Source organism: Agarivorans sp. B2Z047 (assembly GCF_023373605.1).
Taxonomy (GTDB): domain Bacteria; phylum Pseudomonadota; class Gammaproteobacteria; order Enterobacterales; family Celerinatantimonadaceae; genus Agarivorans; species Agarivorans albus.
On record NZ_CP088080.1, the window covers coordinates 4,471,437 to 4,495,582 of the forward strand.

Annotated in this window: 20 protein-coding genes; 7 read left to right on the top strand and 13 right to left on the bottom strand. The window is 45.2% G+C overall.

The genetic code is table 11. The features are described from left to right. The first annotated feature begins 167 nt into the window (after nt 1–167). Complete coding sequence (locus tag LQZ07_RS20680; RefSeq protein ID WP_152784293.1) at nt 168–638, top strand: RDD family protein; 471 nt, start codon at nt 168–170, stop codon at nt 636–638. A gap of 2 nt (nt 639–640) precedes the next feature. Here LQZ07_RS20680 and lptG read toward each other — a convergent pair whose 3' ends face one another. Continuing rightward, nucleotides 641–1,708 (bottom strand): LPS export ABC transporter permease LptG, encoded by a 1,068-nt coding sequence (gene lptG, locus LQZ07_RS20685; RefSeq protein ID WP_016401645.1) that lies wholly within the window; start codon nt 1,706–1,708, stop codon nt 641–643. Next, nucleotides 1,692–2,807: an LPS export ABC transporter permease LptF gene (gene lptF, locus LQZ07_RS20690; RefSeq protein WP_152784291.1), complete on the bottom strand. Its 1,116-nt coding sequence runs from the start codon at nt 2,805–2,807 to the stop codon at nt 1,692–1,694. Before lptF ends, lptG begins: the two co-directional genes overlap by 17 nt. A gap of 192 nt (nt 2,808–2,999) precedes the next feature. Here lptF and pepA point away from each other — a divergent pair, with 192 nt between their 5' ends. From pepA to LQZ07_RS20710, 4 genes are all read left to right on the top strand, one after another. Continuing rightward, nucleotides 3,000–4,508, top strand: coding sequence for a leucyl aminopeptidase (gene pepA / locus LQZ07_RS20695; protein WP_016401647.1), 1,509 nt, complete (start codon nt 3,000–3,002; stop codon nt 4,506–4,508). Between the two features lie 125 nt (nt 4,509–4,633). Beyond that, complete coding sequence (locus LQZ07_RS20700) at nt 4,634–5,080, top strand: DNA polymerase III subunit chi (RefSeq protein WP_040307119.1); 447 nt, start codon at nt 4,634–4,636, stop codon at nt 5,078–5,080. A gap of 14 nt (nt 5,081–5,094) precedes the next feature. Then, nucleotides 5,095–7,971 carry a valine--tRNA ligase gene (locus LQZ07_RS20705; RefSeq protein WP_152784289.1) on the top strand — a complete coding sequence of 959 codons (2,877 nt, stop codon included), beginning with the start codon at nt 5,095–5,097 and terminating at the stop codon, nt 7,969–7,971. A gap of 60 nt (nt 7,972–8,031) precedes the next feature. Then, a complete protein-coding gene (locus LQZ07_RS20710) occupies nt 8,032–8,733 on the top strand; it encodes a DUF445 domain-containing protein (protein ID WP_152784287.1) in 702 nt (233 codons plus the stop codon). Between the two features lie 92 nt (nt 8,734–8,825). Here the strand turns inward: LQZ07_RS20710 and LQZ07_RS20715 are convergent, their stop codons facing one another. The 10 genes from LQZ07_RS20715 to nudF all read right to left on the bottom strand — a co-directional run bounded on the left by LQZ07_RS20715 (nt 8,826) and on the right by nudF (nt 20,020). After that, a complete protein-coding gene (locus LQZ07_RS20715) occupies nt 8,826–9,572 on the bottom strand; it encodes an ABC transporter substrate-binding protein (protein ID WP_152784285.1) in 747 nt (248 codons plus the stop codon). Between the two features lie 85 nt (nt 9,573–9,657). Continuing rightward, the gene (gene rraB, locus LQZ07_RS20720; protein ID WP_152784283.1) at nt 9,658–10,029 is read right to left on the bottom strand and encodes a ribonuclease E inhibitor RraB; all 372 of its coding nucleotides are present in this window, start codon (nt 10,027–10,029) and stop codon (nt 9,658–9,660) included. Continuing rightward, complete coding sequence (locus LQZ07_RS20725) at nt 10,026–10,808, bottom strand: 1-acylglycerol-3-phosphate O-acyltransferase (protein WP_152784281.1); 783 nt, start codon at nt 10,806–10,808, stop codon at nt 10,026–10,028. Before LQZ07_RS20725 ends, rraB begins: the two co-directional genes overlap by 4 nt. Nucleotides 10,809–10,882: 74 nt before the next feature. Then, nucleotides 10,883–13,174, bottom strand: a complete 2,292-nt coding sequence (parC, locus tag LQZ07_RS20730; RefSeq protein ID WP_152784279.1) for a DNA topoisomerase IV subunit A — start codon at nt 13,172–13,174, stop codon at nt 10,883–10,885. A gap of 14 nt (nt 13,175–13,188) precedes the next feature. Continuing rightward, nucleotides 13,189–15,591: a bifunctional diguanylate cyclase/phosphodiesterase gene (locus LQZ07_RS20735; RefSeq protein ID WP_194164182.1), complete on the bottom strand. Its 2,403-nt coding sequence runs from the start codon at nt 15,589–15,591 to the stop codon at nt 13,189–13,191. Nucleotides 15,592–15,605: 14 nt separating this feature from the next. Next, the gene (gene parE, locus LQZ07_RS20740; protein WP_016401656.1) at nt 15,606–17,498 is read right to left on the bottom strand and encodes a DNA topoisomerase IV subunit B; all 1,893 of its coding nucleotides are present in this window, start codon (nt 17,496–17,498) and stop codon (nt 15,606–15,608) included. 11 nt (nt 17,499–17,509) lie between these two features. Beyond that, entirely contained in the window at nt 17,510–18,094 is a 585-nt protein-coding gene (gene yqiA / locus LQZ07_RS20745) for an esterase YqiA (RefSeq protein WP_249483333.1), read from the bottom strand. Next, nucleotides 18,095–18,919 (bottom strand): 3',5'-cyclic-AMP phosphodiesterase, encoded by an 825-nt coding sequence (gene cpdA, locus LQZ07_RS20750; protein WP_246612298.1) that lies wholly within the window; start codon nt 18,917–18,919, stop codon nt 18,095–18,097. A gap of 20 nt (nt 18,920–18,939) precedes the next feature. Further along, the gene (locus LQZ07_RS20755) at nt 18,940–19,380 is read right to left on the bottom strand and encodes a DUF1249 domain-containing protein (RefSeq protein WP_152784276.1); all 441 of its coding nucleotides are present in this window, start codon (nt 19,378–19,380) and stop codon (nt 18,940–18,942) included. Next, on the bottom strand, nt 19,370–20,020 hold the full coding sequence (gene nudF / locus LQZ07_RS20760) for an ADP-ribose diphosphatase (protein ID WP_016401660.1): 651 nt from the start codon (nt 20,018–20,020) through the stop codon (nt 19,370–19,372). The genes LQZ07_RS20755 and nudF overlap by 11 nt, the downstream gene beginning before the upstream one ends. A 245-nt stretch (nt 20,021–20,265) precedes the next feature. Here nudF and tolC point away from each other — a divergent pair, with 245 nt between their 5' ends. Then, nucleotides 20,266–21,591 (top strand): outer membrane channel protein TolC, encoded by a 1,326-nt coding sequence (tolC, locus tag LQZ07_RS20765; RefSeq protein ID WP_152784274.1) that lies wholly within the window; start codon nt 20,266–20,268, stop codon nt 21,589–21,591. A 67-nt stretch (nt 21,592–21,658) separates the two neighbouring features. Here tolC and hldE read toward each other — a convergent pair whose 3' ends face one another. Continuing rightward, nucleotides 21,659–23,092: a bifunctional D-glycero-beta-D-manno-heptose-7-phosphate kinase/D-glycero-beta-D-manno-heptose 1-phosphate adenylyltransferase HldE gene (gene hldE / locus LQZ07_RS20770; RefSeq protein ID WP_152784272.1), complete on the bottom strand. Its 1,434-nt coding sequence runs from the start codon at nt 23,090–23,092 to the stop codon at nt 21,659–21,661. A 118-nt stretch (nt 23,093–23,210) separates the two neighbouring features. Between hldE and lpxL the strand changes: the two genes are divergently transcribed. Further along, a complete protein-coding gene (gene lpxL / locus LQZ07_RS20775) occupies nt 23,211–24,137 on the top strand; it encodes an LpxL/LpxP family Kdo(2)-lipid IV(A) lauroyl/palmitoleoyl acyltransferase (protein WP_152784270.1) in 927 nt (308 codons plus the stop codon). The last annotated feature ends 9 nt before the right edge of the window (nt 24,138–24,146 follow it).

Here is a 24,146-nt window from a genome sequence, read left to right on the forward strand (position 1 = left end):
GCGTTTTTAGATTGGCAAGCGCTTTTTGTTTTAAAGCCCACTAAGTGTTTAAGAATTGTGCTAGCAGCCTGTTAGTGAAAGAAAGTCGATGATTTTGCTGCTCAGATTAATTCTCAGCCAGCCCAGATTTGCTACCATACAAGAAATTTCTGAGAGGCAACAAAACCATGGCTAACGCTAGCTCTACCACTTCACTGCCAACCGCAGGTTTCTTTCGTCGTTTAGGGGCTTATATTTACGATGCTTTAATGGCCATTGCTATTGGCATGGTAGCCACCATGCTTGGTTTAGCTGCAGTAGCAATAGGTACCAGCATAGGGCTTATTACGCTCCCTGAAGGGGTTGAACACTCTACTTACCTAGTTGGTCAAATTTGGTTTCAGGGCTTAATTTGGGGCAGCATAATCATGTTTTATATTTGGTTTTGGCATAACCATGGCCAAACCATTGGAATGCGAGCTTGGCGTTTACGGGTGCAAAATAAAGATGGCTCGAACATTTCTTACACCCAAGCACTGATTCGTTTATTTACTTCGGCTCTTGGGGTAGGAAATTTGATGGTAATAATCACCAAAGACAACACTGCTTTCCAAGATATTTGGGGCAGATGCCAAGTGGTGACCTTGCCTAAAAAGTAACGCTAGGTTCTACGATTAATCAAAAAGAACGCAATACCTAGTACGAGTACACTAGGTATTGAAGCACTAATGTAAGGATGTACTCCGTAAACTAAGCTCATTGAACCAAGCACCTGATCTAAGATGTAATAGCTAAAACCAGCCACCACACCCAACATGATTTTTGCTCCCATACTGGAGCTACGCAGTGGGCCAAATACAAACGACAAAGCTAAAAGCATCATAATACCGGTAAGTATCGGCATCATTAACTTACGCGCCAATGCTAGCTCGTAACGTGCTGGGTCTTGGCGGTTTTGCTTTAAGTAGCCAATGTAAGAGTACATGCCTGAGATAGACAGATCGTGAGGTTTAACGGTTACTACACTCAGTTTATCGGGAGTTAAGGTGCTGCTCCAGGGATAGTTCTCATAGCGAGTCTCAATAACCCCATCATCACTAAAGTCGATAACTTTGGCGTCTTTAATCAACCACCGGTTGGTATCATAAACTGCCTGATCACCTTCAACCTGCTGGTACAACTCTGCATCATCATTAAAGCGATAAATGGTGATATTGAATAGCTCTTTACTTTCTTGCACTTCGCCAATATTTACAAAGCTTTCACCATCTTTTGCCCACACACCACGCTGCACTGCAACCATGGCTCCGCCCGACATTTTACTTGAGCGCAATTCTTTAGCGGCCATGTCTGCGCGAGGAGCCACGTATTCACCCAACAACATCATCACAATCATCATCGGTACTGCAGTTTTTAAAACTGCTACCGCAATATTAAACCGTGATAAACCCGAGCTTTGCATGACAACCAATTCACTAGTGCTCGCTAAAGAGCCTAAGCCAATCAACGAGCCAAGCAGCGCAGCCATGGGAAAGAAGATTTCAAGCTCGCGAGGCACACTAAGTAATACATACCAAAGGGCATCGGCAATTTGGTAATCGCCTTGCCCCACGCTACCCAGCTGCTCGACAAATTTCACGATCATGCTCAAGCTTTGCAAAGTAACCAGTACTAGCAAGCTAGACATGATGATGGTGCGGCCTATATACCAATCAAGAATCCGAAACACAGGCCTTCCCTTTAACTTTTCCGCGAACTTTCAAATAATACTCACTGCGTATAAACAAATAGCTGAGTGAAATAAACAGCATTAAGGCATGTACCGACCACAAACCCACTTCTGGCGGTATTTTACCTTCTTCCAGCGCACTTCTTGCGGCGCTCAGCATTAGGTAATAACTTAGGTACAACAAAATAGCAGGCAGCAATTTGGCGTAACGGCCTTGGCGTGGATTAACTGCCGCTAAGGGCACCACCATTAAGGTTAAAATAGGAATTGTAAGCGGCAGAGAAATACGCCATTGCAACTCGGCAATTTGGGTTAGATCCTCGGAACCAATTAACTGTTTTGTGGGTAAAGACCACAAGCGGCGCTGCGATTGATTACCTTCTTGCTCACGTAAATAAACCCGATAACGCTCAAAATGCAGGATGCTGTAATCCAGTTCCTCAGGTGCTTGCTCATAACGTTTACCATTGCTTAGCACCATCCATTGAGAGCCATCGGTTCGCCGCTCAATGCCACCTTCTTCCGCCATTACCACTGAGGGGCGAGTATCGCTGCCCTCGGCAGGTGTATGCGCTACAAATACTTTTTCAAGATGTTGGCCTTTGTTTTCAATTTGCTCCACAAAGGTCACCACCCCGCCGCCCAAAGACTCAAAACGCCCTTGCACCAATACCGATATGCCGGCTTCGGCATCCATTTGGTCAAATAGCTGTTGCTCTAACTCATTGGTATATGGGCTTAAATACAAGGTGTTAAAACCTGCGGCCGCAGTAGACAGCAAACCCAGCACCATAGTATCGCGCAGCAACTGGGCGGTACTATAACCACAGGCTTGCAGCACCACCATTTCACTGTCTGCGTATAAACGGCCATGAGCCACCAAAACGCCGATAAACATACTTATTGGTAGGATAAGAATCAAAAAGGCAGGCATGTTCAATAACATGACCTTGGCGATAATTTCACCCGCAACGTTGCCTTCGGCGGCTTGAGATAAGACTCGAACAAATTTTTGCGAGGTAAAAATCAATAATAAAACAGCCAACACCGCCAATTGGGTTTTTGCTGTTTCTCTAAATAAGTAACGGAATATTAGCACTCAGTCATTCACTTCAAACATAGAGCTTTGCTGGTAATAGCAAAAAATTCAGATAAACTTTCTATTTTTTACAGTTTCACATAGCAATATGTGCCTGTATAGCTCATATTTATTTAAACAGTAGATAGAATCGGCCACCCGTTCTAGCAGGTTAGCTATCTTAACCCAGTTTTGGAGATTGTAGGAGTATTCATGGAGTTTAGCGTAAAAAGCGGTAGCCCGGAGAAGCAACGTAGTGCGTGTATAGTTGTAGGTGTGTACGAACCACGTCGTTTATCGCCCGTTGCCGAACAACTCGACAAAATTAGCGACGGCTATATTAGCGCCTTATTACGTCGCGGCGATTTAGAAGGCAAAGCTGGCCAAGTACTGTTATTGCATCATGTACCTAACGTATTAAGCGAGCGCGTATTATTAGTTGGCTGTGGTAAAGAGCGCGAACTAAACGAGCGCCAATACCGCCAAATCATTACTAAAACCATTAATACCCTAAACGAAACGGGTTCAATGGAAGCGGTATGTTTCTTACCAGAGTTGCATGTTAAGTCTCGCAATACCTATTGGAAAGTTCGCCAAGCAGTAGAAACCACTCAGGAAACGCTCTACAGCTTTGATATGCTGAAAAGCAATCGCGAAGAAACCCGTCGCCCACTGCGTAAAATTGTATTTAATGTGCCTACCCGTCGTGAGCTCACCATTGGTGAAAGCGCCGTTCAACACGGTTTAGCAGTAGCTCAAGGGGTTAAACACGCTAAAGACCTAGCCAACTTACCACCTAACATTTGTAACCCTGCTTATTTAGCTGAACAAGCTAAAGAGTTACAAAGCAACTACGACAACGTAAAAGTAACCACCTTAGGTGAAGCGCAAATGGCGGCACTTAAAATGGACTCATACTTGGCTGTAGGTCGTGGTTCAGATAACGAATCAATCATGAGTGTGATTGAGTACTGTGCACCAGGCTGCGAAGACCAAAAACCAATTGTATTGGTGGGCAAAGGGCTTACTTTTGACTCTGGCGGTATTTCACTAAAACCAGGCGCTGGCATGGATGAAATGAAATACGACATGGGCGGCGCTGCAGGTGTTTATGGCACCATGAAAGCACTGGCCGAATTACAACTACCGCTTAAAGTTACCGGCATTCTTGCCGGTTGTGAAAATATGCCTGGCGGCAACGCCTATCGCCCTGGTGATGTTATCACCACCATGTCGGGCATTACTGTAGAAGTACTAAATACCGACGCTGAAGGCCGCATGGTATTGTGTGATGTGCTCACCTATGTAGAGCGTTACGAGCCAGAGTTAGTGATTGATGTAGCCACCCTAACCGGTGCCTGTGTTATTGCGCTAGGCCATCACACAACTGGCTTAATGACGCCGCACAACCCACTTGCACACGACTTACTTAACTGTGCCGAGCAAAGTGGTGATAAAACCTGGCGACTACCTTTAGGCGAAGAGTATCAAGAGCAGCTAAACAGTAACTTTGCCGACATGGCCAATATTGGTGGTAAAACCGCAGGCTCTATTACTGCAGCTTGTTTCTTGTCGCGCTTTACTAAAAAGTACAACTGGGCTCACCTAGATATTGCCGGTACAGCTTGGAAGAGCGGCGGCGAAAAAGGCGCAACCGGTCGCCCAGTGCCATTGCTTACTCAATTCTTAATTAGCAAAACGGATCAAGAAATAGAAGAATAAGCCAATACGCTTATTCACTAAAAGGGAGCATTTGCTCCCTCTTTTCTTTTCTGGGCAAAATTTCTTGCTCAAAGGCCTAAAACTAAGCATTGCCGTGCATATTTCAAACAAGTAGTCTCTAGCGTATGAAAGCGAAATTTTATATCATGCCCGATTCTGTCATCACTGACAGCGAAGCGTTCGATAAAATAGTGTGCGATGTGCTTGCACAATACTATCGAAACGGGGAGCGCATACAGGTGTATACCTCTTCCAAGCAGCATGCAGAGCGGATTGACGAAGTGCTTTGGCAATTTGAAGCCGAGCAATTTGTGCCGCACAACCTCAGTGGTGAAGGCCCCCAAGGAGGGGCGCCTGTCGAAATATCGTGGCAGGCACCTAGGCAACGTCGCCAGTGTTTAGTGAACCTCACTGAAACGGCACCAGATTTTGCCAGAAATTTTCAACATATTATCGATTTTGTGCCAGCAGATGAAACCGGCAAGGCTGCGGCTAGAGAACGTTATCGAGTGTATCGCCAACAGGGTCTACAATTAGACACCGCAGCGTACACAAACCCAGAAATTATATAGAGTCAGTACATCCAATGGAAAAGACCTACAACCCAAGCGCAATTGAACAAGCGCTATATCAAGAATGGGAACAACAAGGCCACTTTAAGCCGCATGGCGACACCACTAAAGACGCCTACAGCATTATGATCCCACCGCCAAACGTCACTGGCAGCTTGCATATGGGACATGCGTTTCAAGACACCATTATGGATACCTTGATCCGCTACCAACGCATGCAAGGTAAAAACACCTTGTGGCAAGTGGGTACTGACCACGCCGGCATTGCAACCCAAATGGTGGTAGAGCGTAAAATTGCCGCAGAAGAAGGCAAAACCAAACACGACTATGGTCGTGAGGCTTTCATCGACAAAATTTGGGATTGGAAGGCAGAATCTGGCGGCACAATTACTAAGCAACTACGCCGTTTAGGTGCCTCGGTCGATTGGGAGCGAGAGCGCTTCACCATGGACGACGGCATGTCTAAAGCCGTAGAAGAAGCCTTTGTACGCCTTTACGAAGACGATCTTATCTACCGCGGTAAGCGCCTAGTTAACTGGGATCCAAAACTGCACACTGCTATTTCTGATCTTGAAGTTGAAAACAAAGAAAAGAAAGGCCACATGTGGCACCTGCGCTACCCGCTAGCCGATGGTGAAACCACCAGCGAAGGTAAAGATTATTTGGTGGTTGCCACTACCCGTCCAGAAACCATGTTAGGTGATACTGGTGTTGCGGTTAACCCAGAAGATCCTCGCTACAACGCCCTTATTGGCAAGTTCATCGAGCTACCATTAGTTGGTCGCCGCATTCCTATCGTAGGTGACGAACACGCCGATATGGAAAAAGGTACTGGTTGTGTAAAAATCACTCCCGCTCACGACTTTAATGACTGTGAAGTTGGCAAGCGCCACAAACTTCCGATGATCAACATTCTTACCTTGAATGCAGACATTCGTGACGCAGCCGAAGTATTCACTAGCAATGGTGAGCCATCAGAAGTTTATTCAACGGATATTCCGGCAGAGTTCCAAGGTTTAGAGCGCTTTGCAGCGCGTAAAGCCATTGTGGCCAAGTTTGACGAGTTAGGCCTGTTACAAGAAGTAGCCGACCACAACAACACTGTACCTTACGGTGACCGAGGCGGCGTAGTAATTGAGCCAATGCTGACCGACCAATGGTATGTACGTGCCGCGCCGCTAGCTAAAACCGCTACCGAATCAGTAGAAAATGGCGACATCAAATTTGTACCACAACAATACGAAAACATGTACTTCTCATGGATGCGCGACATTCAAGATTGGTGTATTTCACGCCAACTTTGGTGGGGCCACCGCATTCCCGCTTGGTACGATGAAAACGGCAAAGTGTATGTTGGTCGTAACGAAGCAGAAGTGCGTAGCAAACACAGCTTAGGTGACGAAGTAAGCCTACGCCAAGATGATGACGTACTAGATACTTGGTTCTCTTCAGGTCTATGGACATTTGCAACACAAGGCTGGCCAGAGAAAACGCCAAACCTTGCTACCTTCCACCCAAGTGATGTATTGGTAACCGGTTTTGACATCATCTTCTTCTGGGTAGCCAGAATGATAATGATGACCATGTACTTCATCAAAGACGAAAACAACAAGCCTCAAGTACCTTTTAAAACAGTATACGTAACGGGGCTTATTCGTGATGAGAATGGCGACAAGATGTCGAAGTCTAAGGGCAACGTACTTGACCCTCTAGACATGATTGACGGTATCGACTTAGAAAGCTTAGTAACTAAACGTTGTGGCAACATGATGCAGCCACAACTTGCCAAGAAAATCGAAAAAGATACTCGTAAAACTTTCGAAAATGGCATTGAAGCCCACGGTACCGACGCCTTACGTTTCACCCTAGCTGCTATGGCGACCACCGGTCGTGATATTAACTGGGACATGAACCGCCTTGAAGGTTACCGAAACTTCTGTAACAAGTTATGGAATGCCAGCCGCTACGTATTAATGAATACCGAAGAGCAAGACTGCGGTAAAGACGGCGGCGAAATGGAATTCTCTCTAGCAGACCGCTGGATCGAAGGCCAATATCAGCAAACCATCAAAGCTTACCGTGAAGCATTAGATACTTACCGCTTCGACATTGCTGCCCAGCTAATCTACGAATTCACCTGGAACCAGTTCTGTGGTTGGTACTTAGAACTAACTAAGCCAGTGCTGTTTAAAGGCAACGAAGTGCAGCAACGTGGTACTCGCTATACCTTGCTAAACATCTTAGAAAGCTTACTGCGTTTAATGCACCCAATCACGCCTTACATTACCGAAACTATTTGGCGTCAAGTTGCGCCATTGGCCGGTAAAGCACAGGCCAGTGATAGCATTATGCTGCAAAGCATTATGCTGCAAAGCATTCCAGAGTTTGATGCCTCACGTATTGATGAAGCCGCTGTAGCCGATTTAGAGTGGCTTAAACAATTTATTTTGGCGATTCGAAATATTCGCGGTGAGATGGACATTAGCCCTAACAAACCGCTTAACGTTCTGTTGAAAAACGCCTCAAGCGAAGACTTACGCCGCTTAAACGATAATGCACCGTTTTTGGCTTCTCTCGCTAAACTAGAAAGCACCACCGCATTGGCAGAAGGCGAAGCGGCTCCGGCCTCAGCAACTGCAATTTTAGGCGACATGGAGATACTTATCCCTATGGCTGGCCTAATCGATAAAGATGCAGAGCTAGCGCGTATTGGCAAGCAACTTGAGAAACTAGAAAAAGAGCTAACAAAAGTGTCTGGCAAGCTATCAAATCAAAAGTTTGTCGCCAATGCACCTGAGCAAGTTATTGCTAAAGAACGTGCCAAACTAGACGAAATGGAAAGTGCTAAGGCTAAGTTGGTGGCCCAGCAAGAGACCATCGCCGCCCTTTAGTTTGCAACTTATAAAAAAGTCCTCCAGTGGAGGACTTTTTTATTTGTGAAAGGATAAACAATGAACAAGAGTTTACTCACTAACTTAGCCACTTTGCTACTGGTAGCTGTAGGCTATTTTACTGCCAATGACTTAATCTTCTCGATTGGTTTGTTTGCTCTATCCGGCGCATTTACCAACTGGATAGCGGTGCATATGTTGTTTGAAAAAGTGCCCGGTTTATATGGCTCTGGGGTTATTCCAGCGCGCTTTGACGACTTTAAAGACGGCATCAAGCAGTTAATGTTGACCCAGTTTTTTACTGCAGAAAACATCGACCGTTTTCTTTCTGATGCGAGTGGAAAAGCGGTGCAATTAAATCTGCGCCCAGTGATTGATAAAACTGACTTTAGTCCCGCTTATCATGCCTTGGTAGATACTATCGAAAATTCATCTTTTGGCGGAATGCTAGCGATGGTTGGTGGCAAAGAAGCGCTAACGCCACTTGAGCAGCCTTTTGTAGAAAAACTCAAAGATGCTGTTATTGAAATTAGCCAAGATGAGCAGTTTAGCGAAGCACTCAGAGAAGAATTAGAGCAACCTGAACACCTAGGCGATGTGCAACAAAAAATCACCTTAATCATCGAACAGCGGCTTGCTGAGCTCACTCCGCAATTGGTTAAACAAATCATCCAAGAGATGATTCGCAAGCACCTAGGCTGGCTGGTCGTTTGGGGCGGTGTTTTTGGTGGAGTGTTTGGCCTAATACATGGCCTACTGTAAATTATTCTACAATCAAAAATGCTAACGCAGTTATCGAGTATTTTAACCAGATAGAATCAACAGGTACTTAGTACGATTGGTGTATCATCCAGCTAGTTGCTGCCAGCTAACTGTTTTCCTGCTATCAAGGCGTCTATCTCTCCGCTATCTAACATCGCTTGTAGTAAGTTTGAGATCTCTTGCTGACGCTCAACTAACGGTGACAGCTTTGAGATAGCCAAATAAACAGGACGCTGCGTTTGCTGGCGATAATCAGCATGTTTAAACCATGAAGCAATGCCCTGCTCTTTTAAGAAATAATCCCCTTCCACGCAAGACATCACCACGGCATCCACTCGCTGACCTTTGAGTAAACGAAACGCCGACAGGTCATCAATAACCTCATGTTTGCTCAGCCCGTGGTCTTGGTCGAAACGCTTGAAGTAAGCCACCTTGCTTTGTACCGCGATAGTCAAGGAGTACAAGTCTTGATAGCTATTTAGATCAAATTGGCTGTCACGTTTCAAGTAAAAACAATTACTTTGAAATCTTCGATAAGCAGGCTCCACAAACGTCATATACTGTTCGCGCTCAGCGTTTCTATACAGCCCAGTCATTACATCGCTTTCGCCCATCAGCATGTGCTTTAAGCAACGCTTCCAGCCACACCCTTTGGTATGTAATTGTAAATCCAGACGTGCACTTAAAACCTTAAGCAGCTCTATTTCTATCCCAGTCAAGCTGCCGTCGGATTCAATGGTTCGCCATGGCGGCCAATGCGCATTTGCGGTAGTGAGGGTTTGTTGTGCCCACGCTGGGTAGCTAAGCAGCAAACACAGAAAAATGCGCAACAAAGTCACAGCTAGTCCTTTAGGCTTATGTTGTTAATAGTGTAGTCAAAAAAAAAGGCGCTAAATGCGCCTTTTAATAATAAACAGTTAAAGCTTATTGCTCGTCTTCTTCACCCGATTCGAAGTAGGTGCCCCAACCATCGTAAATCACTTTATGTTTGTCAGCGATTTTGGCTAAGGTTTCTATATCTTCTTTAATCCCATCGGCTTCAAGAGAGGCTTCAACAATCACGTCGAAACACCATACTTTTCCGCCATCTTCTAATTCAGCTTCTTCGGCATCACTTACTTCAAAACCTGCTTTAAAAACGTCTACAGCAGCTTTTTCAAGCACTTTAAAGTCTTTACTAGCGATGTGATGCTCAATGGTATATTCGGCGTCAGGATCGCTGCCATCGGCCAACAACTCTTGGATAATCAGATCGGTTTCTTCTTGCCAATCACTGATAATTTGCTGCATGCTCATGCTTGCTCTCCCACCGCGGCTTGATTTAAATCGACTTGTTTTTTATGAACTTCTTGGTAATCGGCGGCTTCGCCACGCGCTTCCATGGTCAGCTCATAGATGCGTTGTTCCATAGTATCGTGCAACTGGCTAATTTCGGCACGTAAATTGTCTTTCCATTGGCTCACATCTATCGGCTTACCCACTTCTACAATCACTTTACCGTTATTCCACCGGTTCAGCTTTACTTGGCCGTGAGTAGACGAGCAGCAAATCGGTAACATTGGAACCTTAGCCTGCATAGCAAGATGAAAAGCACCGGTTTTAAAGGCTTGTAAACCGCGGCCGTAGCTACGTGTTCCCTCAGGGAACATCCATACCGAAAGATGGCGTTTATCGATAGCTTCGGCGGCTTGTTTAATCGTATCAGCGGCTTTGCTACGGCGGTCACGGTCAATAAGAATATTACCGGTGATCCAGTAAATTTGGCCAAAAAATGGAATTTTAGCCAAACTCTTTTTACCAATCGACACCACCCCTTTGCGCAACGCAAAAGGTAAGGTGAACATATCGTAGCTGTTTTGATGGTTGGCGATCCACACTGCCTTATCGGGAATATCATCGCTTAAATATCTAAGCTCTACTTCAATACCCACAAAGCGACCACATTTTGCGATAAGTACACCAATTTGATGCACCAAGTCGGGATGGCGAGGTCGCGTTAAACAGTACAAAATCACAAACGGAAATGCCGTCAGCATTACCAAGGCAATAAACAAAATTCGAATTACGGCTAACATGGCACCCCCATTAAAACAGCCCGCAGTATACGCGCTGTCATTTAGGTGAACAAGTGTAAGCTGAAAAACTTAATCTAAGCGTCATCTGTTGTTGACTCGTCATTTTCTAAGGCAGTGGCCTCAATTTCAATGCCATCAACACGTTGCAAACCACGCGGCAGTTTATTACCACGACGACCTCGCTCGCCACGGTAGTGATCTAAATCGCTTGGTTTTAGGGTAAGTTTGCGCTTACCGGCAAACAAGGTGACCGATGCATCGGCGGGCACCACTTGCAACAGGGTGACGTACTCTTCGCGATTCTTAACCCGCGCCGTTGGAATGCTTATTAGTTTATTACCTTTGCCTTTTGCCAACTCTGGCAGGCTAGTAAGTGGGAAAACTAACATGCGCCCTTCGTTGGAAATGGCTAAACAGCTATCGGTATCGTAACTGCGCACTTCAATAGGCGCGAGTACCTTGCTGCCGGCAGGCAGGTTTAAGTAAGCCTTACCATTTTTATTTTTGCTAAGCATGTCGGCATATTTGCCAATAAAGCCATAACCAGCATCCGAGGCAATTAAATAGCGCTGTTCATCATCGGCCATCACCACATGGCTAAACATTTCACCAGGTGCAGGATTAAAGCGCCCAGTTAAAGGCTCGCCCTGGCTACGTGCAGACGGCAGAGTATGCGAGTCTAGTGCGTAACTTCGCCCTGCGGTATCGAAGAATACTGCTTGTTGGTTACTTCGCCCACTAGCACTACCAAGGAAGCTATCGCCCGCTTTGTAGCTTAAGCCCTGCGCATCTACCTCGTGACCTTTTGCAGCTCTTGCCCAGCCTTTTTCCGATAAGACCACGGTAATGGCTTCGTTAGGCATGAGTTCTTTTTCGCTTAAGGCTTTAGCTTCTGAGCGTTCAACTAAAGGTGAACGACGCTCATCACCATAGGTTTCAGCATCGGCTATGAGTTCTTTCTTAAGCAATGTGCTCATACGACGCTCACTGCCTAATAGCTTTTCAAGCTTATCGCGCTCTTCAGCAAGTTCGGCTTGTTCGCCGCGAATTTTGATTTCTTCAAGTTTGGCAAGTTGGCGTAACTTGATTTCAAGAATCGCTTCCGCTTGTTTATTAGATAAACCAAAGCGTTCCATTAAGGCGGCTTTAGGTTCATCTTCGGTACGAATTATTTCAATCACTTCATCAATATTTAGGAAGGCAATCAACAAGCCATCCAAAATATGTAAGCGTGCCAGCACTTTATCAAGGCGATACTGGAGGCGGCGGCGCACTACATCACGGCGGTAGCGTAGCCACTCACTTAATATTTGCACTAAACCTTTCACTTGTGGGCGATTATCTAAGCCCAGCATGTTGAGGTTAACTCGGTAATTACGCTCCAAATCGGTTGACGCAAACAAGTGATTCATCAGCTGATCAACATCTACTCGGTTTGAGCGCGGAACCACTACGATACGGGTAGGATTTTCGTGGTCTGATTCATCACGTAAGTCCACCACCATTGGCAGCTTTTTAGCCTGCATTTGCGCGGCGACTTGCTCCAAGACTTTGGCACCAGACACTTGGTGTGGCAATGCCGTAATAACTACTTCACCATCTTCGGTATGAAATACTGCACGCATCTTCACCGAACCACGGCCAGTTTCGTAGATTTTACGAATGTCTTTGGCTGGCGTGATAATCTCAGCTTCGGTGGGGTAATCAGGTGCTTGAACGTGCTCTAATAAGTCTTCTAGTTGCGCTTTTGGGTTATCCAACAAATGCACACAAGCATTAGCGACTTCTTTCACATTATGTGGAGGAATATCGGTAGCCATGCCCACCGCAATGCCGGTAACACCATTTAGCAAAATGTGTGGCAAGCGCGCTGGCAGCGTCTTAGGCTCATTCATTGTGCCATCAAAGTTAGGGATCCAATCACAAGTTCCCTGACCTAACTCGCTCAGTAATACTTCTGAGAACTTAGATAGCTTGGCTTCGGTATAACGCATTGCAGCGAAGGATTTCGGGTCATCTGGAGCACCCCAGTTACCTTGCCCATCCACCAGAGGGTGGCGATAGGAGAATGGCTGAGCCATTAATACCATGGCTTCGTAACAGGCCGAGTCACCGTGTGGGTGATACTTACCCAGTACGTCACCCACGGTACGTGCCGACTTTTTGTATTTCGCATTGGCCGATAAACCTAGCTCCGACATAGCGTAAATAATGCGTCGTTGCACCGGTTTTAAGCCGTCACCAATATGCGGTAAGGCGCGATCCATAATGACGTACATGGAATAGTTTAAATACGCCTGCTCAGTAAAGTTACTCATTGATAGGCGTTCAACGCCTTCTAAACTGAGTTCATTGGCATCACTCATGCTTTAATAACCTTTTATGTTCCTTGCAAAGCTAGCACTGCTGATGCTTTGTCAAATTGCCAGAAATAGCGTGCGCTAGCTGGTTTACCGATGTAATAGCCTTGCGAGTAATCCACTCCCAAGTTGATAAGTTCGTTGTTTAATGCTTCTGACTCTACAAACTCGGCTACCGTTTTATGGCCAAGTTGATTGGCAATATCAACCAGGGCTTGAATAAATACTTTATCTTCATTCTGATTAAGAATTTCGCGGACAAATGAGCCGTCGATTTTTAGGTAATCAAAGGGCAAATGTTTCAACGAATGAAAAGATGAATAGCCTACACCAAAGTCGTCCAGCGCGATGGCGCAGCCTAAAGCTTTAAGGCGACGAATATGCTCCTCTGCTTGCTTCATGTTTGGCAGCGCGGCGGTTTCGGTAATTTCGAAGATAATCATATCACCAGCGATATTGCGGCTAACAAACTCGCGAGCAATGCGCGCAATCACCTTTTCGCTACAGAAAGAGCGTGCCGACAAGTTAATTGCAAGTTTATCGGTAAAGCCGTTACGCAGGTTAGTTTCCATTTGTTGTAGGGCTTGCTGTACTACCCACAAATCAATTTTATCAATTTGACCGTTTTTCTCAGCAGCCAAAATAAGCTGATAAGGCGAATGCAATTGCTCGTTTTCATCACGCACTCGCAATAGCACTTCGTAATGTTCAACCTTGTTGAGCTTGTTATTCATGATTGGCTGATAGTGCAGTTCTAGGCGGTCACGCTCAATGGCGTTTTGTGCTAAGTCTAACCAATAATGTTTTTTAGCCAGTTCAGTATCACTGTTCTCTGCTTGGAAGGTAACCACACAGTTTTTACCTAGCTCTTTTGCTTGGTTGTTACAAATGTCTGCCTTGGCCATTAAGTCTTCAAAGCCGTTGCCGTGCTCAGGGAAGGCAACAATGCCCACACAGGCTGACGCCGTATGAATAATGTTATGCCCTGGTACACTCACCTGCGCCAACATGCTAATGATTCGCTGAGCCACCACTTCAGAATAGGCAAGGCTGGTACCTTCCAAATAGATTGCAAACTCATCACCGCTAATACGCGCCAATAAAGTATCGTTTGGCAATAAGCGCTCCAAGCTTGAAGATACTTGGCGCAGCATTTCATCACCCGCGCCGTGACCACTGATGTCGTTTACATATTTGAAGTTATCAAGATCCACCATCAACAAACAGCCGTAACGCTTCTCTTTAACCATTTGAGTAATGACTCGCTCAAACTTACGGCGGTTAGGTAAATCGGTTAAGTTATCGTAATTGGCTACCCACTCTAGTTCTTCGGCGCGGCTTTTAAGCTGCTGCTCCAAAGCTTCTAGCTGGTAGGAAAGACGAATTAAGGTGTGATTAAGCTCATCAGATTCATCTTGTAAGAAACGCTTGCTGTTGCTTTCTAGGTTTCGACGAAACAGATTATGTGACGAGCGAGCTAATAAGGGCAGGTTATCAATGGTGCGGCGGATCCGCCTAAGTGATGGACTCAGTGCAAATACAACAATCGCGCCGGCAAAAAACAACGCGCCAATACCAAACAGTAAGTTGTTGTAATCGGCACGCTTAAGCTGATTTAGCTGAGTATTAATGTCGTTCACAATGGCGTAGTAAACAGGTTTTTGCTGACTGGTATTATTTACCTTAAAAGCATGCAGCTCGGTAAGGCCCATCTCAGTATTAAACTGCTCCACCCCATGTATTATATTTTCAGCGTTTAAACCTACTAATAAGTCTTGAACCATTTCCCGAAAAGCCGACTCTGCGTAAAGTAATTCAAGGCTATTATCGTCGTTAAGCTCAACCAAAAAGTGATGGCTGCCTTGGCTTGCTGGGAAAAGCTCCAGCAAACGTAAGGAGTCGATACTGTAGAAAATTCGATAGCTGCCCTGCTCTTCCATTTTATCGAGGTCAGTTGCGATGATAATGCGACAGCTTAAGGGACAATCGAGTATCCATTTTGCTTGCACGTCGTCGGGATCTTTTAGCATCCACTCTAGCGCTTTCTCGCTATGGGCAATGTAACCAAATTCGAATTTTAAACCCTCTAGAGGGTCTACCACTGCAATGCTACGCACTGGTAGTTCGGTATTAGCCCGTAGGTCTTGCCAGAAAGAATCGAATATCGCAGGGAGGTTTTCTTGTTGGTAAGAATCAAAACGATAAGACTGGCTTGAGGTTACGCCTTGTAAGCGCGCAAACACATCGCGATAGTATTTTTGCAACTGGTATTGTTGGTTGTCGATAACTTGCGCACGGCCAAGCTGGAAAAAGCTTTTTAAGTTGTCATGGTTGAAGCTGATTAAGCCCACCAAGGTCACTAACAAAACACCGCATAACAGCAGCAATGCTTTACTGGCTAAACCTAATCGCAAATCGCGCATGCTCAATCTGTTCCCTATACCAAGTCTGAGGCCATATCGCCTTTTGTTTCCAGCCATTGCTTGCGGTCGCCCGAGCGCTTCTTGGCTAACAACATGTCCATCAGCTGCACAGTAGCTTCTTCCTCTTCAACGGTAAGTTGAACTAGGCGGCGAGTATTTGGATCCATGGTGGTTTCACGCAGTTGCAAAGGGTTCATTTCACCCAAACCTTTAAAGCGCTGTACATTAACTTTACCGCGTTTTTTCTCGGCCTCAATGCGATCTAGTATGCCTTGCTTCTCATCTTCATCGAGTGCATAGAAAACTTCCTTACCCACATCAATTCGGTACAAAGGCGGCATAGCAACGTAAATATGCCCCTGCTCAACCAATGGTCGGAAGTGCATCATAAACAAGGCGCACAACAGCGTGGCAATGTGTAAGCCATCCGAGTCAGCATCCGCTAAAATACAGATTTTGCCGTAACGTAAGCCACTTAAGTCATTACTGTCTGGGTCAATACCAATAGCAACCGAGATATCGTGAACTTCTTGTGAACCCAATACTTCTGTCGCATCAACTTCCCAAGTGTTTAGGATTTTTCCGCGCAGTGGCATAACTGCCTGAAATTCACGTTCTCGAGCCTGCTTAGCACTACCGCCCGCAGAATCACCCTCCACTAAAAACAGTTCGCCAGTTAACGGATCTTGACTCGTACAATCGGTGAGCTTGCCGGGTAATGCCGGGCCAGAAGTGACCTTTTTACGAGCAATCTTTTTAGTTGAGCGAAGTCGACGCTGGGCATTACTAATGAACACTTCGGCCAATAGCTCTGCTTGATCGGTATGGGTATTCAGCCACAAACTAAAGGCATCTTTAACAATCCCTGAAACAAAGGCTGCTGATTGGCGCGAAGATAATCGCTCTTTAGTTTGTCCGGCAAATTGCGGATCTTGCATTTTTACCGACAAGACATAACAACAGCGATCCCATATATCATCAGGCGTTAGTTTTAAGCCTCGCGGTAAAATATTACGAAACTCACAGAACTCACGCATAGCATCAAGTAAACCTTGGCGTAAGCCGTTTACATGAGTACCACCTTGCGCTGTGGGAATAAGGTTTACATAGCTTTCGGTAATGCTTTCGCCACCTTCTGGCAACCAGCTTACTGCCCAGTCTACTGCTTCGTCTTTACTCGAAAATGCACCAGTGAAAGGATCTTCTGGCAGGCTTATGTAGTCTTTAAATGATTGGCTTAAATAGTCTTTTAGGCCGTCTTCAAAAAACCACTCGTCGTTTTGTTTGTTAACTTTATCGACAAATTTAATGTTTAAGCCAGGACAGAGTACCGCTTTAGCCCGCAGTAAATGACGTAAACGAGAGACTGAAAATTTAGGGCTATCAAAGTAGCTGGCTGTTGGCCAAAAACGTACTCGCGTTCCGGTATTGCGCTTGCCAACCGTACCCGTAACCGTTAGTTCTTGAACCTTATCGCCGTTTTCAAAGGCCATTTCAAATAGCTGGCTATCGCGGCGCACTTGAACTTCAACTCTCGAAGACAAGGCATTCACCACGGAAATACCCACACCATGCAAACCACCAGAGAACTGGTAGTTGTCGTTAGTAAACTTACCACCAGCATGTAATCGGGTGAAAATAAGCTCTACCCCGCTTACTTTTTCTTCTGGGTGAACATCGGTAGGCATACCACGGCCATCATCAATAACTTCGATGGACTGGTCTTCAAATAAGGTAACGGTAATTGCGCGCGCATGGCCAGCTAAGGCTTCATCGACACTGTTGTCGATAACTTCTTGGGCTAAGTGGTTGGGGCGAGTGGTATCGGTATACATGCCAGGGCGGCGTTTAACCGGGTCTAAACCACTTAATACTTCAATAGAGTCTGAATTATATTGATCAGCCATGATAGAAATTGTTACCTAAGTGCCAAAAAGTCGAGAATGGCAGCACAGTGATTTTCAAATCCTTGAAAACTGTGGTCGCCGCCTTCTTCAATGGTGAAAGTTGCTCCCTTATATTCTGTGACTGCTAAATTAAAGTCCAGCACTTCATCTGCGGTTTGTAGCATCACCCAAAGTCGCTGCTGACAACTTAATTGGCTTACTTCTAATTGCTTTAACTGCTCGATGTGCTGTTGTTCTAATTGATAATGCTGCTGAGTATAAGGGTTTTGTTGCTCGCCTAAATAGTCTTTTAACAGTTCATAGGGTTTAACTGCTGGATTAACCAGCACCGCTTTAGCTGTAGTTTGCTGAGCCACTCGGGTCGCTAAAAAGCCGCCCAAAGAACTACCCACTACACCGAGCTTTTTGCCACGGTGTTGATTGAGAATGTCTTCAATCTGCTGCCAAGCATCGTTGGGGTACCAAGCAAGTTGTGGGCATACCAGCTGAATTTGATCTTGATATGGTTCAAGATATTGAGCCATTGCTTGCGCTTTAGCCGAATTAGGAGAGCTATTAAATCCGTGTAAATACAATAATACTGAAGGTGGCTCCACTCAATAACCTTTCGATTTAGGATCAGGAAGAAAACTGCGCTCAGATAGACGCCGCAAGCGAGTAGCAATGCGTCCTTCAGCTGTTAATTGCAAGTAACGCCAACCAGGTTGCTGATGATCTAAGGCAAAATTAGCCGATAAAGGTAAAAACTGAATACAAGTACTGGGCGTTGCGATAAAAGCAATGCCGTCGAACTGGAACTCATAGTTTTGATGAACATGGCCAAAGATCACCCCACGAACATTTGGAAAATCAGCAATAACCGCAAAAAACTCATCAGCATTTTTAAGGTTGTGTTGATCTAACCATTTGCTGCCCACCGGAATCGCTTGATGGTGCATAGCAATCAACACATGTTTGTCGGGATACTCAGCCAAAGCTTCAGCTAGGTTGTCTAACTGGCGTTGACTCATAATTCCGTGAGGCTCACCTTCTAGCTGGGTATCCAACATAATGATTTGCCAATGCTCACTCACCAATTGCTTTGCAGCCAGCACCCCATGCTGCTCAAGCGTCAGCATGTTTTCTTGCATGTCATGATTACCCGGTAACCAAACACAAGGACGTTCTAACTCGGCAATTCGTTCGGCAAAACGTTGATAAGAGCGCTTGGTGTGATCTTGAGATAAGTCACCCGTTGCAAGAATATAATCGAAGGGAATATTGTCACTTTTAATGTTTTCTATGACTGCACTGAAACTGTCGTTGGTATTAACCCCCAACAAGCCAGTTTGCTCATCGGCAAACAAGTGCGTATCGGTAACCTGCAATAAGTGCACACTTCCGTCTGGTGCTGTGTTTATGTTTAATTTATTAAATGCCACAATTTTTTCTTGTAGTTTGCTTAAGCAAACTCAACTTTAATCCGCTGTTTTAAACAAAATACTAACCAGTCATTAAGAAACTGATTTGTTTGATGCTTTTCATCTTGATGATGCATCTTTTTATTCGGGTAATCATACCTTGGTTTAAGCTTATAAATCTGCTGACTAGCACACACTTCCGCCAACCGTGCATCGTGATACAAACGCACCAACAGCTGCGGCTGCAGGTAATTATAGGCTTGAGCACTGGCTTGCCTTATCTCGTAGAGCGCCGTGTAGCGAGTAAGTTCTTTGCTTTCCAGTAAATAATCTTCACCCAATTTGGGGATCAAACGTAAAATTTGTCCCACTTCAAGTGGCCCTGGAAATAAACGCGTCATCAAGCTGTAATTAGCAGCATAAAGCTGCATCAATTCGTCGAGATTGACTCGATAACGAGTGGGGCCAGTATTACTGGGCATCACCATCGCCATCATTTTGCCACTGCTGCCGTACCTTCTGCAAATTCAACTGCAACCACTGAATAGCAATAACCGCTGCTGCATTATCGATAATACCTTGCTGCACCCACTCAAAGGCCTGCTCACGACTCACCACTTTAACCAATATGTCTTCGTTTTCTTTATCTAGACCATGAACACCGCCCGCTTGGCTGGCATCCACTTCACCTATGTACAAATGAATACGTTCACTTAAGCCACCAGCGCCCGGCAAAAAACTGTTGCAAGAAAATACCCGATTTACGCTTAAGCCCGCCTCTTCTTCGGCTTCGCGCACTGCCACCTCTAAAGGTGGTTGGCCGCTGTCTAGCATGCCGGCAACAATTTCCAGTAACCAAGGGCTAGCGCCAGTTTCAATGGCGCCAATTCTAAACTGCTCCACCAACACCACTTGATCTAGCTTAGGGTCAAATAACAAAATACCGGCAGCGTGACCACGGTCCATCATTTCACGCTGAATCCAGTTACTCCAACCGCCTTGATACAAACGATGGCGCAGAGTATAGCGCTGCATCTTGAAGAAGCCTTGATATACATCTTCTACATCTTTGATTTCCACATCTTGATGAGAGAATTGACTACTATTTTGCAACTTTGTCATATTGACCAAAACTCCTTTTTGTAACGGTTGGTATAAAAATTGTCAGAACTTATTGATCAAACACAAGATTGACCGTAAATTTATGCTTTTTCTTTGTTATCTAGGTCTTACTCTAGAAATAAAGCTGGTATAGACTAGCATTAATTAAACTGTGGTAGTTTTAAACTATTAAGATTTAGTCTACACAAAGTAAATATCTATTCCCGAAATAACCTCGCTAACACAGCGACCAAAGGAAAGGCGTAATGAAGCTGAAAATCAAATCGTTAATATTAGCTTGTGGAATGAGCTCTTTAGCATTCCAAGCCCAAGCTGATGATTTATTGCAAATTTATCAACTCGCTCAAGAAAAAGATCCTGTAATTTTGCAAAGTAAAGCTCAGCGTGACATCGCCTTTGAGCAAATTACCGAATCTCGTGCATCACTGCTTCCACAAATTGGTTTTGGTGCCGGTGCTAAATACACTACTACCAGTAACGACACCATCGACAGCATTACCAACACCAATGCATCAGTTGGCCTTAGCCAGTCGCTTTACTCTAAAACCAACTGGACCAGCTTAAGCATCTCTGAAAAGAATGCGACACGTTCTGAAGCCGTATATGGTAATGACGTACAAAGCCTGATTATTCGTGTAAGTAATGCTTACTTCAATGTATTACGTGCCATGGACAACGTAAGCTTTGTAGAAGCTAACAAAACAGCCGTTGGTCGTCAGTTAGAGCAAACTAAACAACGCTTTAACGTTGGTCTTACAGCAATTACCGACGTACACGAAGCCCAAGCTGAATATGACCGTACCCTTGCCCAAGAAATTCAAGCGCGTAACGACCTATCTAACAGCTACGAAGACTTACGAGAGCTAACCGGTTTAGAGCACCGCGAGCTTAACATTCTTAATACCCAGCGTTTTGAGCCAAACCCGCTTGAGCAAGGCTCAGACTTTTGGTTAGCTACTGCGACCGACCGCAACCTAGAGCTAAACGCTCAGCGCATTAGTAAAGAGATTGCTCAAGAGCAAATCGAATTAGCACAAAGTGGTCACTTACCAACCCTAGACCTAACTGCAGGTATTGGTTATGACAATAACCAATACGGTAACGACGCCTATGATTCACTTCAAGGCGGTAGTTCAAATGCTGGTAATATTGGTCTTGAGTTCAACTGGCCTATCTACTTAGGTGGCAGCATTGATTCACAAGTACGACAAGCGCAGTTTAGCTACATCGCCTCTTCAGAAGCGCTAGAGCAAACCTTCCGCACAGTGCAAAGCACGGTTAACTCGGTAGTGAATAACGTAAGTGCCAGTATTGGTTCGGTTAAAGCCTTTGAGCAGACAGTAGTGTCTTCACAAAGCGCACTAGAAGCCACCGAAGCAGGCTTTGAAGTAGGTACTCGTACCATTGTTGACGTACAAGACGCCACACGTAACTTGTATTCTGCAAAAAGCGATTTAGCTAACGCCCGTTATGATTATATTCTTAACATGCTAGCGCTTAAACAAGCAGCCGGTACTTTAACTGAAGAAGACGTAGCCCTGGTTAACTCTGGCTTAATGCCTCCTCAGTAATATCTTTAGTAAAAATTCCGCAATAAAAAAGGCGCCAATTGGCGCCTTTTTTGAATCAACGACAAAACTAATCGATTTGATTTTGACGAATAGACTTAATGATTTCCGAAGTTGAACAACCATCTTCGAAATTAAGCACTCGCACTTCACCGCCATTGGCAATCACTTCTTGCCCACCAGCAATCTCTTCTGGCTTGTAATCGCCGCCTTTCACCAATAAGTCTGGCAATAAGTTTGCAATTAAACGCTGTGGCGTATCTTCACTAAAATCAACCACCCAATCAACCGCACCTAAACCAGCAAGCACCGCCATACGGCGATCGACACTATTTACCGGGCGCCCTTCACCTTTTAAGCGCTTAACAGAATCATCATTGTTTACTGCAACAATTAAACGGTCACCCAAAGTGCGTGCGTGATTAAGGTAAGACACATGACCGGCATGCAAAATATCGAAACAACCGTTGGTCATCACCACCGTTTCGCCGCGACGCTTAGCAGCCTCCAAAGCAAACTTAAGCTGTTGTTCACTTAGCACGCCAAAGCCAGTTTCCTGCGAACCATATACTGCGTTGGCAAGCTCAATGGTAGACACCGTAGACGTACCTAGTTTTCCAACCACAATGCCTGCAGCTGCATTGGCTAAGGCACAAGCATCGTCTAAGCTCGAGCCAGCTGCTAGAGAGCTAGCTAAAGTAGAAATCACCGTATCACCAGCACCGGTTACATCGTAAACCTCTTGTGCTAGCGCGGCTAAATGCAACTCTGGTTGGCCCTTACGGATAAGCGTCATACCGTGTTCACTGCGTGTCACCAGTAATGCTTCAAGGTCTAACTGCTCGATTAGAGCTTCGCCTTTGCTAATAATTTCGTCTTCATCTTTACAGTGACCAACCACCGCTTCAAACTCAGAAAAGTTAGGCGTGAGCAAAGTTGCACCGCGATATTTATCAAACGCACTGCCTTTTGGGTCAACCAAAACAGGGACACCGGCATCGCGTGCCAGAGCAATTAAATCGCCAACTTGGTTTAATGCGCCTTTATTGTAATCAGATAAAATAACCACTTGATGCTGCTTCACCTGTTCAGCAAAACTAGCGGTTAAGTCTTTACTATCTACTTCATGAAAATTTTCTTCAAAATCTAAACGAATTAATTGCTGGTGACGGCTCAGTACCCGTAGCTTGGTAATTGTTGGGTAATCAGCAAACTTAGTAAATTGGCACTCTACACCAACTGCAGCCAACTTGTTTTCTAAGGCAATGCCTGCTTCGTCTTCGCCGCTCATACCTAATAACGTAGAGCCTGCGCCTAAGGCCACGGCGTTTAAGGCTACGTTAGCCGCGCCGCCAGGGCGTTCTTCAATTTGTTCAACTTTAACCACTGGAACCGGGGCTTCAGGCGAGATGCGCCCGGTAGGTCCATGCCAATAGCGGTCTAACATTACATCGCCAACTACTAACACCTTAGCTTGGGCAAACTCAGGGAGGGTTATTCTCATTGTTCACTCTCATCGAAAAATAATTATTAACAGTTTATCATAGTTAAACTTATGGTCTGCGGCATAATCTCTTGATATCCAGTAGACTTTACACATTATTACAGTGACAAAGTAAAATATGGCGAAAATTTCATCACCCAAGCTTAACGCACAATCTTTTCACCCAAAGAACTGGGGGGCCTGGGTATTAATTGGCTTTATGTTCAGTATTAGTTTGCTGCCTTATCGCCTTCAGCATTACTTGGGTTTAGGCATTGGCCGTTTAGGCCGAGCATTGATGAAGTCACGTGTACATATTACCCGCCGCAATTTGGAAATTTGTTTTCCAAACAAAAGTGAAGCAGAGCGAGAGCAACTGGTTGAAGGCTGTTTTCGTCATTTAGGGCATTCGGTAGTGGATACCGCCAATGCTTGGTTTTGGCCACAATGGCGCTTTGCAAAACACTTTAAAGTAGAAGGCCTTGAACACCTAAAAAAAGCGCGTGAGCAACAAGGTGGGGTTTTATTAGTAAGTGCCCACTTCTGGACCTTAGAAAGCCATGCTCGCGCTTATGGCACGTTGGATCCCGGAGTTGGGATCTACCGGCCAAATAAAAATTCGGTTTATGAGTACTACCAATATCATGGTCGCACTAAGTCTAATAAATACTTGGTAGATCGTACCGATGTGCGCGGCATGATTAAAGCGCTGCGCCAAGACAACGCAGTGTGGTACGCACCTGATCATGACTACGGTACCCACGCCGCGGTATTTGTACCGTTTTTTGCTCAAGATAAAGCTGCCACTATTACCGGTACCGCTACCTTAGCTAAAGTGAAAAACGTGCAAGTATTGCCAACCTATGCACTACGTAATGAAGATGGCTCAGGCTTTACTTTGGTGATAGAACCAGCCCTAGATAACTACCCGCAAGGTGATGATGAACAAGATGCCCACACCATCAACCAAGTGGTGGAAAAAGCTATTCTACGTGCGCCCGAGCAATATATGTGGATCCACCGCCGCTTTAAGTCTCGCCCAGAAGGTGAAAAAGGCGTTTATTAACAATAAGGC

Excerpts from the sequence above, each read along its gene's own strand:
- LQZ07_RS20680 (WP_152784293.1), top strand. The coding sequence starts at position 168 with ATGGCTAACGCTAGCTCTACCACTTCACTGCCAACCGCAGGTTTCTTT.
- pepA (WP_016401647.1), top strand. The coding sequence starts at position 3,000 with ATGGAGTTTAGCGTAAAAAGCGGTAGCCCGGAGAAGCAACGTAGTGCG.
- LQZ07_RS20700 (WP_040307119.1), top strand. The coding sequence starts at position 4,634 with ATGAAAGCGAAATTTTATATCATGCCCGATTCTGTCATCACTGACAGC.
- LQZ07_RS20705 (WP_152784289.1), top strand. The coding sequence starts at position 5,095 with ATGGAAAAGACCTACAACCCAAGCGCAATTGAACAAGCGCTATATCAA.
- LQZ07_RS20710 (WP_152784287.1), top strand. The coding sequence starts at position 8,032 with ATGAACAAGAGTTTACTCACTAACTTAGCCACTTTGCTACTGGTAGCT.
- rraB (WP_152784283.1), bottom strand. The coding sequence starts at position 10,029 with ATGAGCATGCAGCAAATTATCAGTGATTGGCAAGAAGAAACCGATCTG.
- LQZ07_RS20725 (WP_152784281.1), bottom strand. The coding sequence starts at position 10,808 with ATGTTAGCCGTAATTCGAATTTTGTTTATTGCCTTGGTAATGCTGACG.
- parC (WP_152784279.1), bottom strand. The coding sequence starts at position 13,174 with ATGAGTGATGCCAATGAACTCAGTTTAGAAGGCGTTGAACGCCTATCA.
- LQZ07_RS20735 (WP_194164182.1), bottom strand. The coding sequence starts at position 15,591 with ATGCGCGATTTGCGATTAGGTTTAGCCAGTAAAGCATTGCTGCTGTTA.
- parE (WP_016401656.1), bottom strand. The coding sequence starts at position 17,498 with ATGGCTGATCAATATAATTCAGACTCTATTGAAGTATTAAGTGGTTTA.
- LQZ07_RS20755 (WP_152784276.1), bottom strand. The coding sequence starts at position 19,380 with ATGCCCAGTAATACTGGCCCCACTCGTTATCGAGTCAATCTCGACGAA.
- nudF (WP_016401660.1), bottom strand. The coding sequence starts at position 20,020 with ATGACAAAGTTGCAAAATAGTAGTCAATTCTCTCATCAAGATGTGGAA.
- tolC (WP_152784274.1), top strand. The coding sequence starts at position 20,266 with ATGAAGCTGAAAATCAAATCGTTAATATTAGCTTGTGGAATGAGCTCT.
- hldE (WP_152784272.1), bottom strand. The coding sequence starts at position 23,092 with ATGAGAATAACCCTCCCTGAGTTTGCCCAAGCTAAGGTGTTAGTAGTT.
- lpxL (WP_152784270.1), top strand. The coding sequence starts at position 23,211 with ATGGCGAAAATTTCATCACCCAAGCTTAACGCACAATCTTTTCACCCA.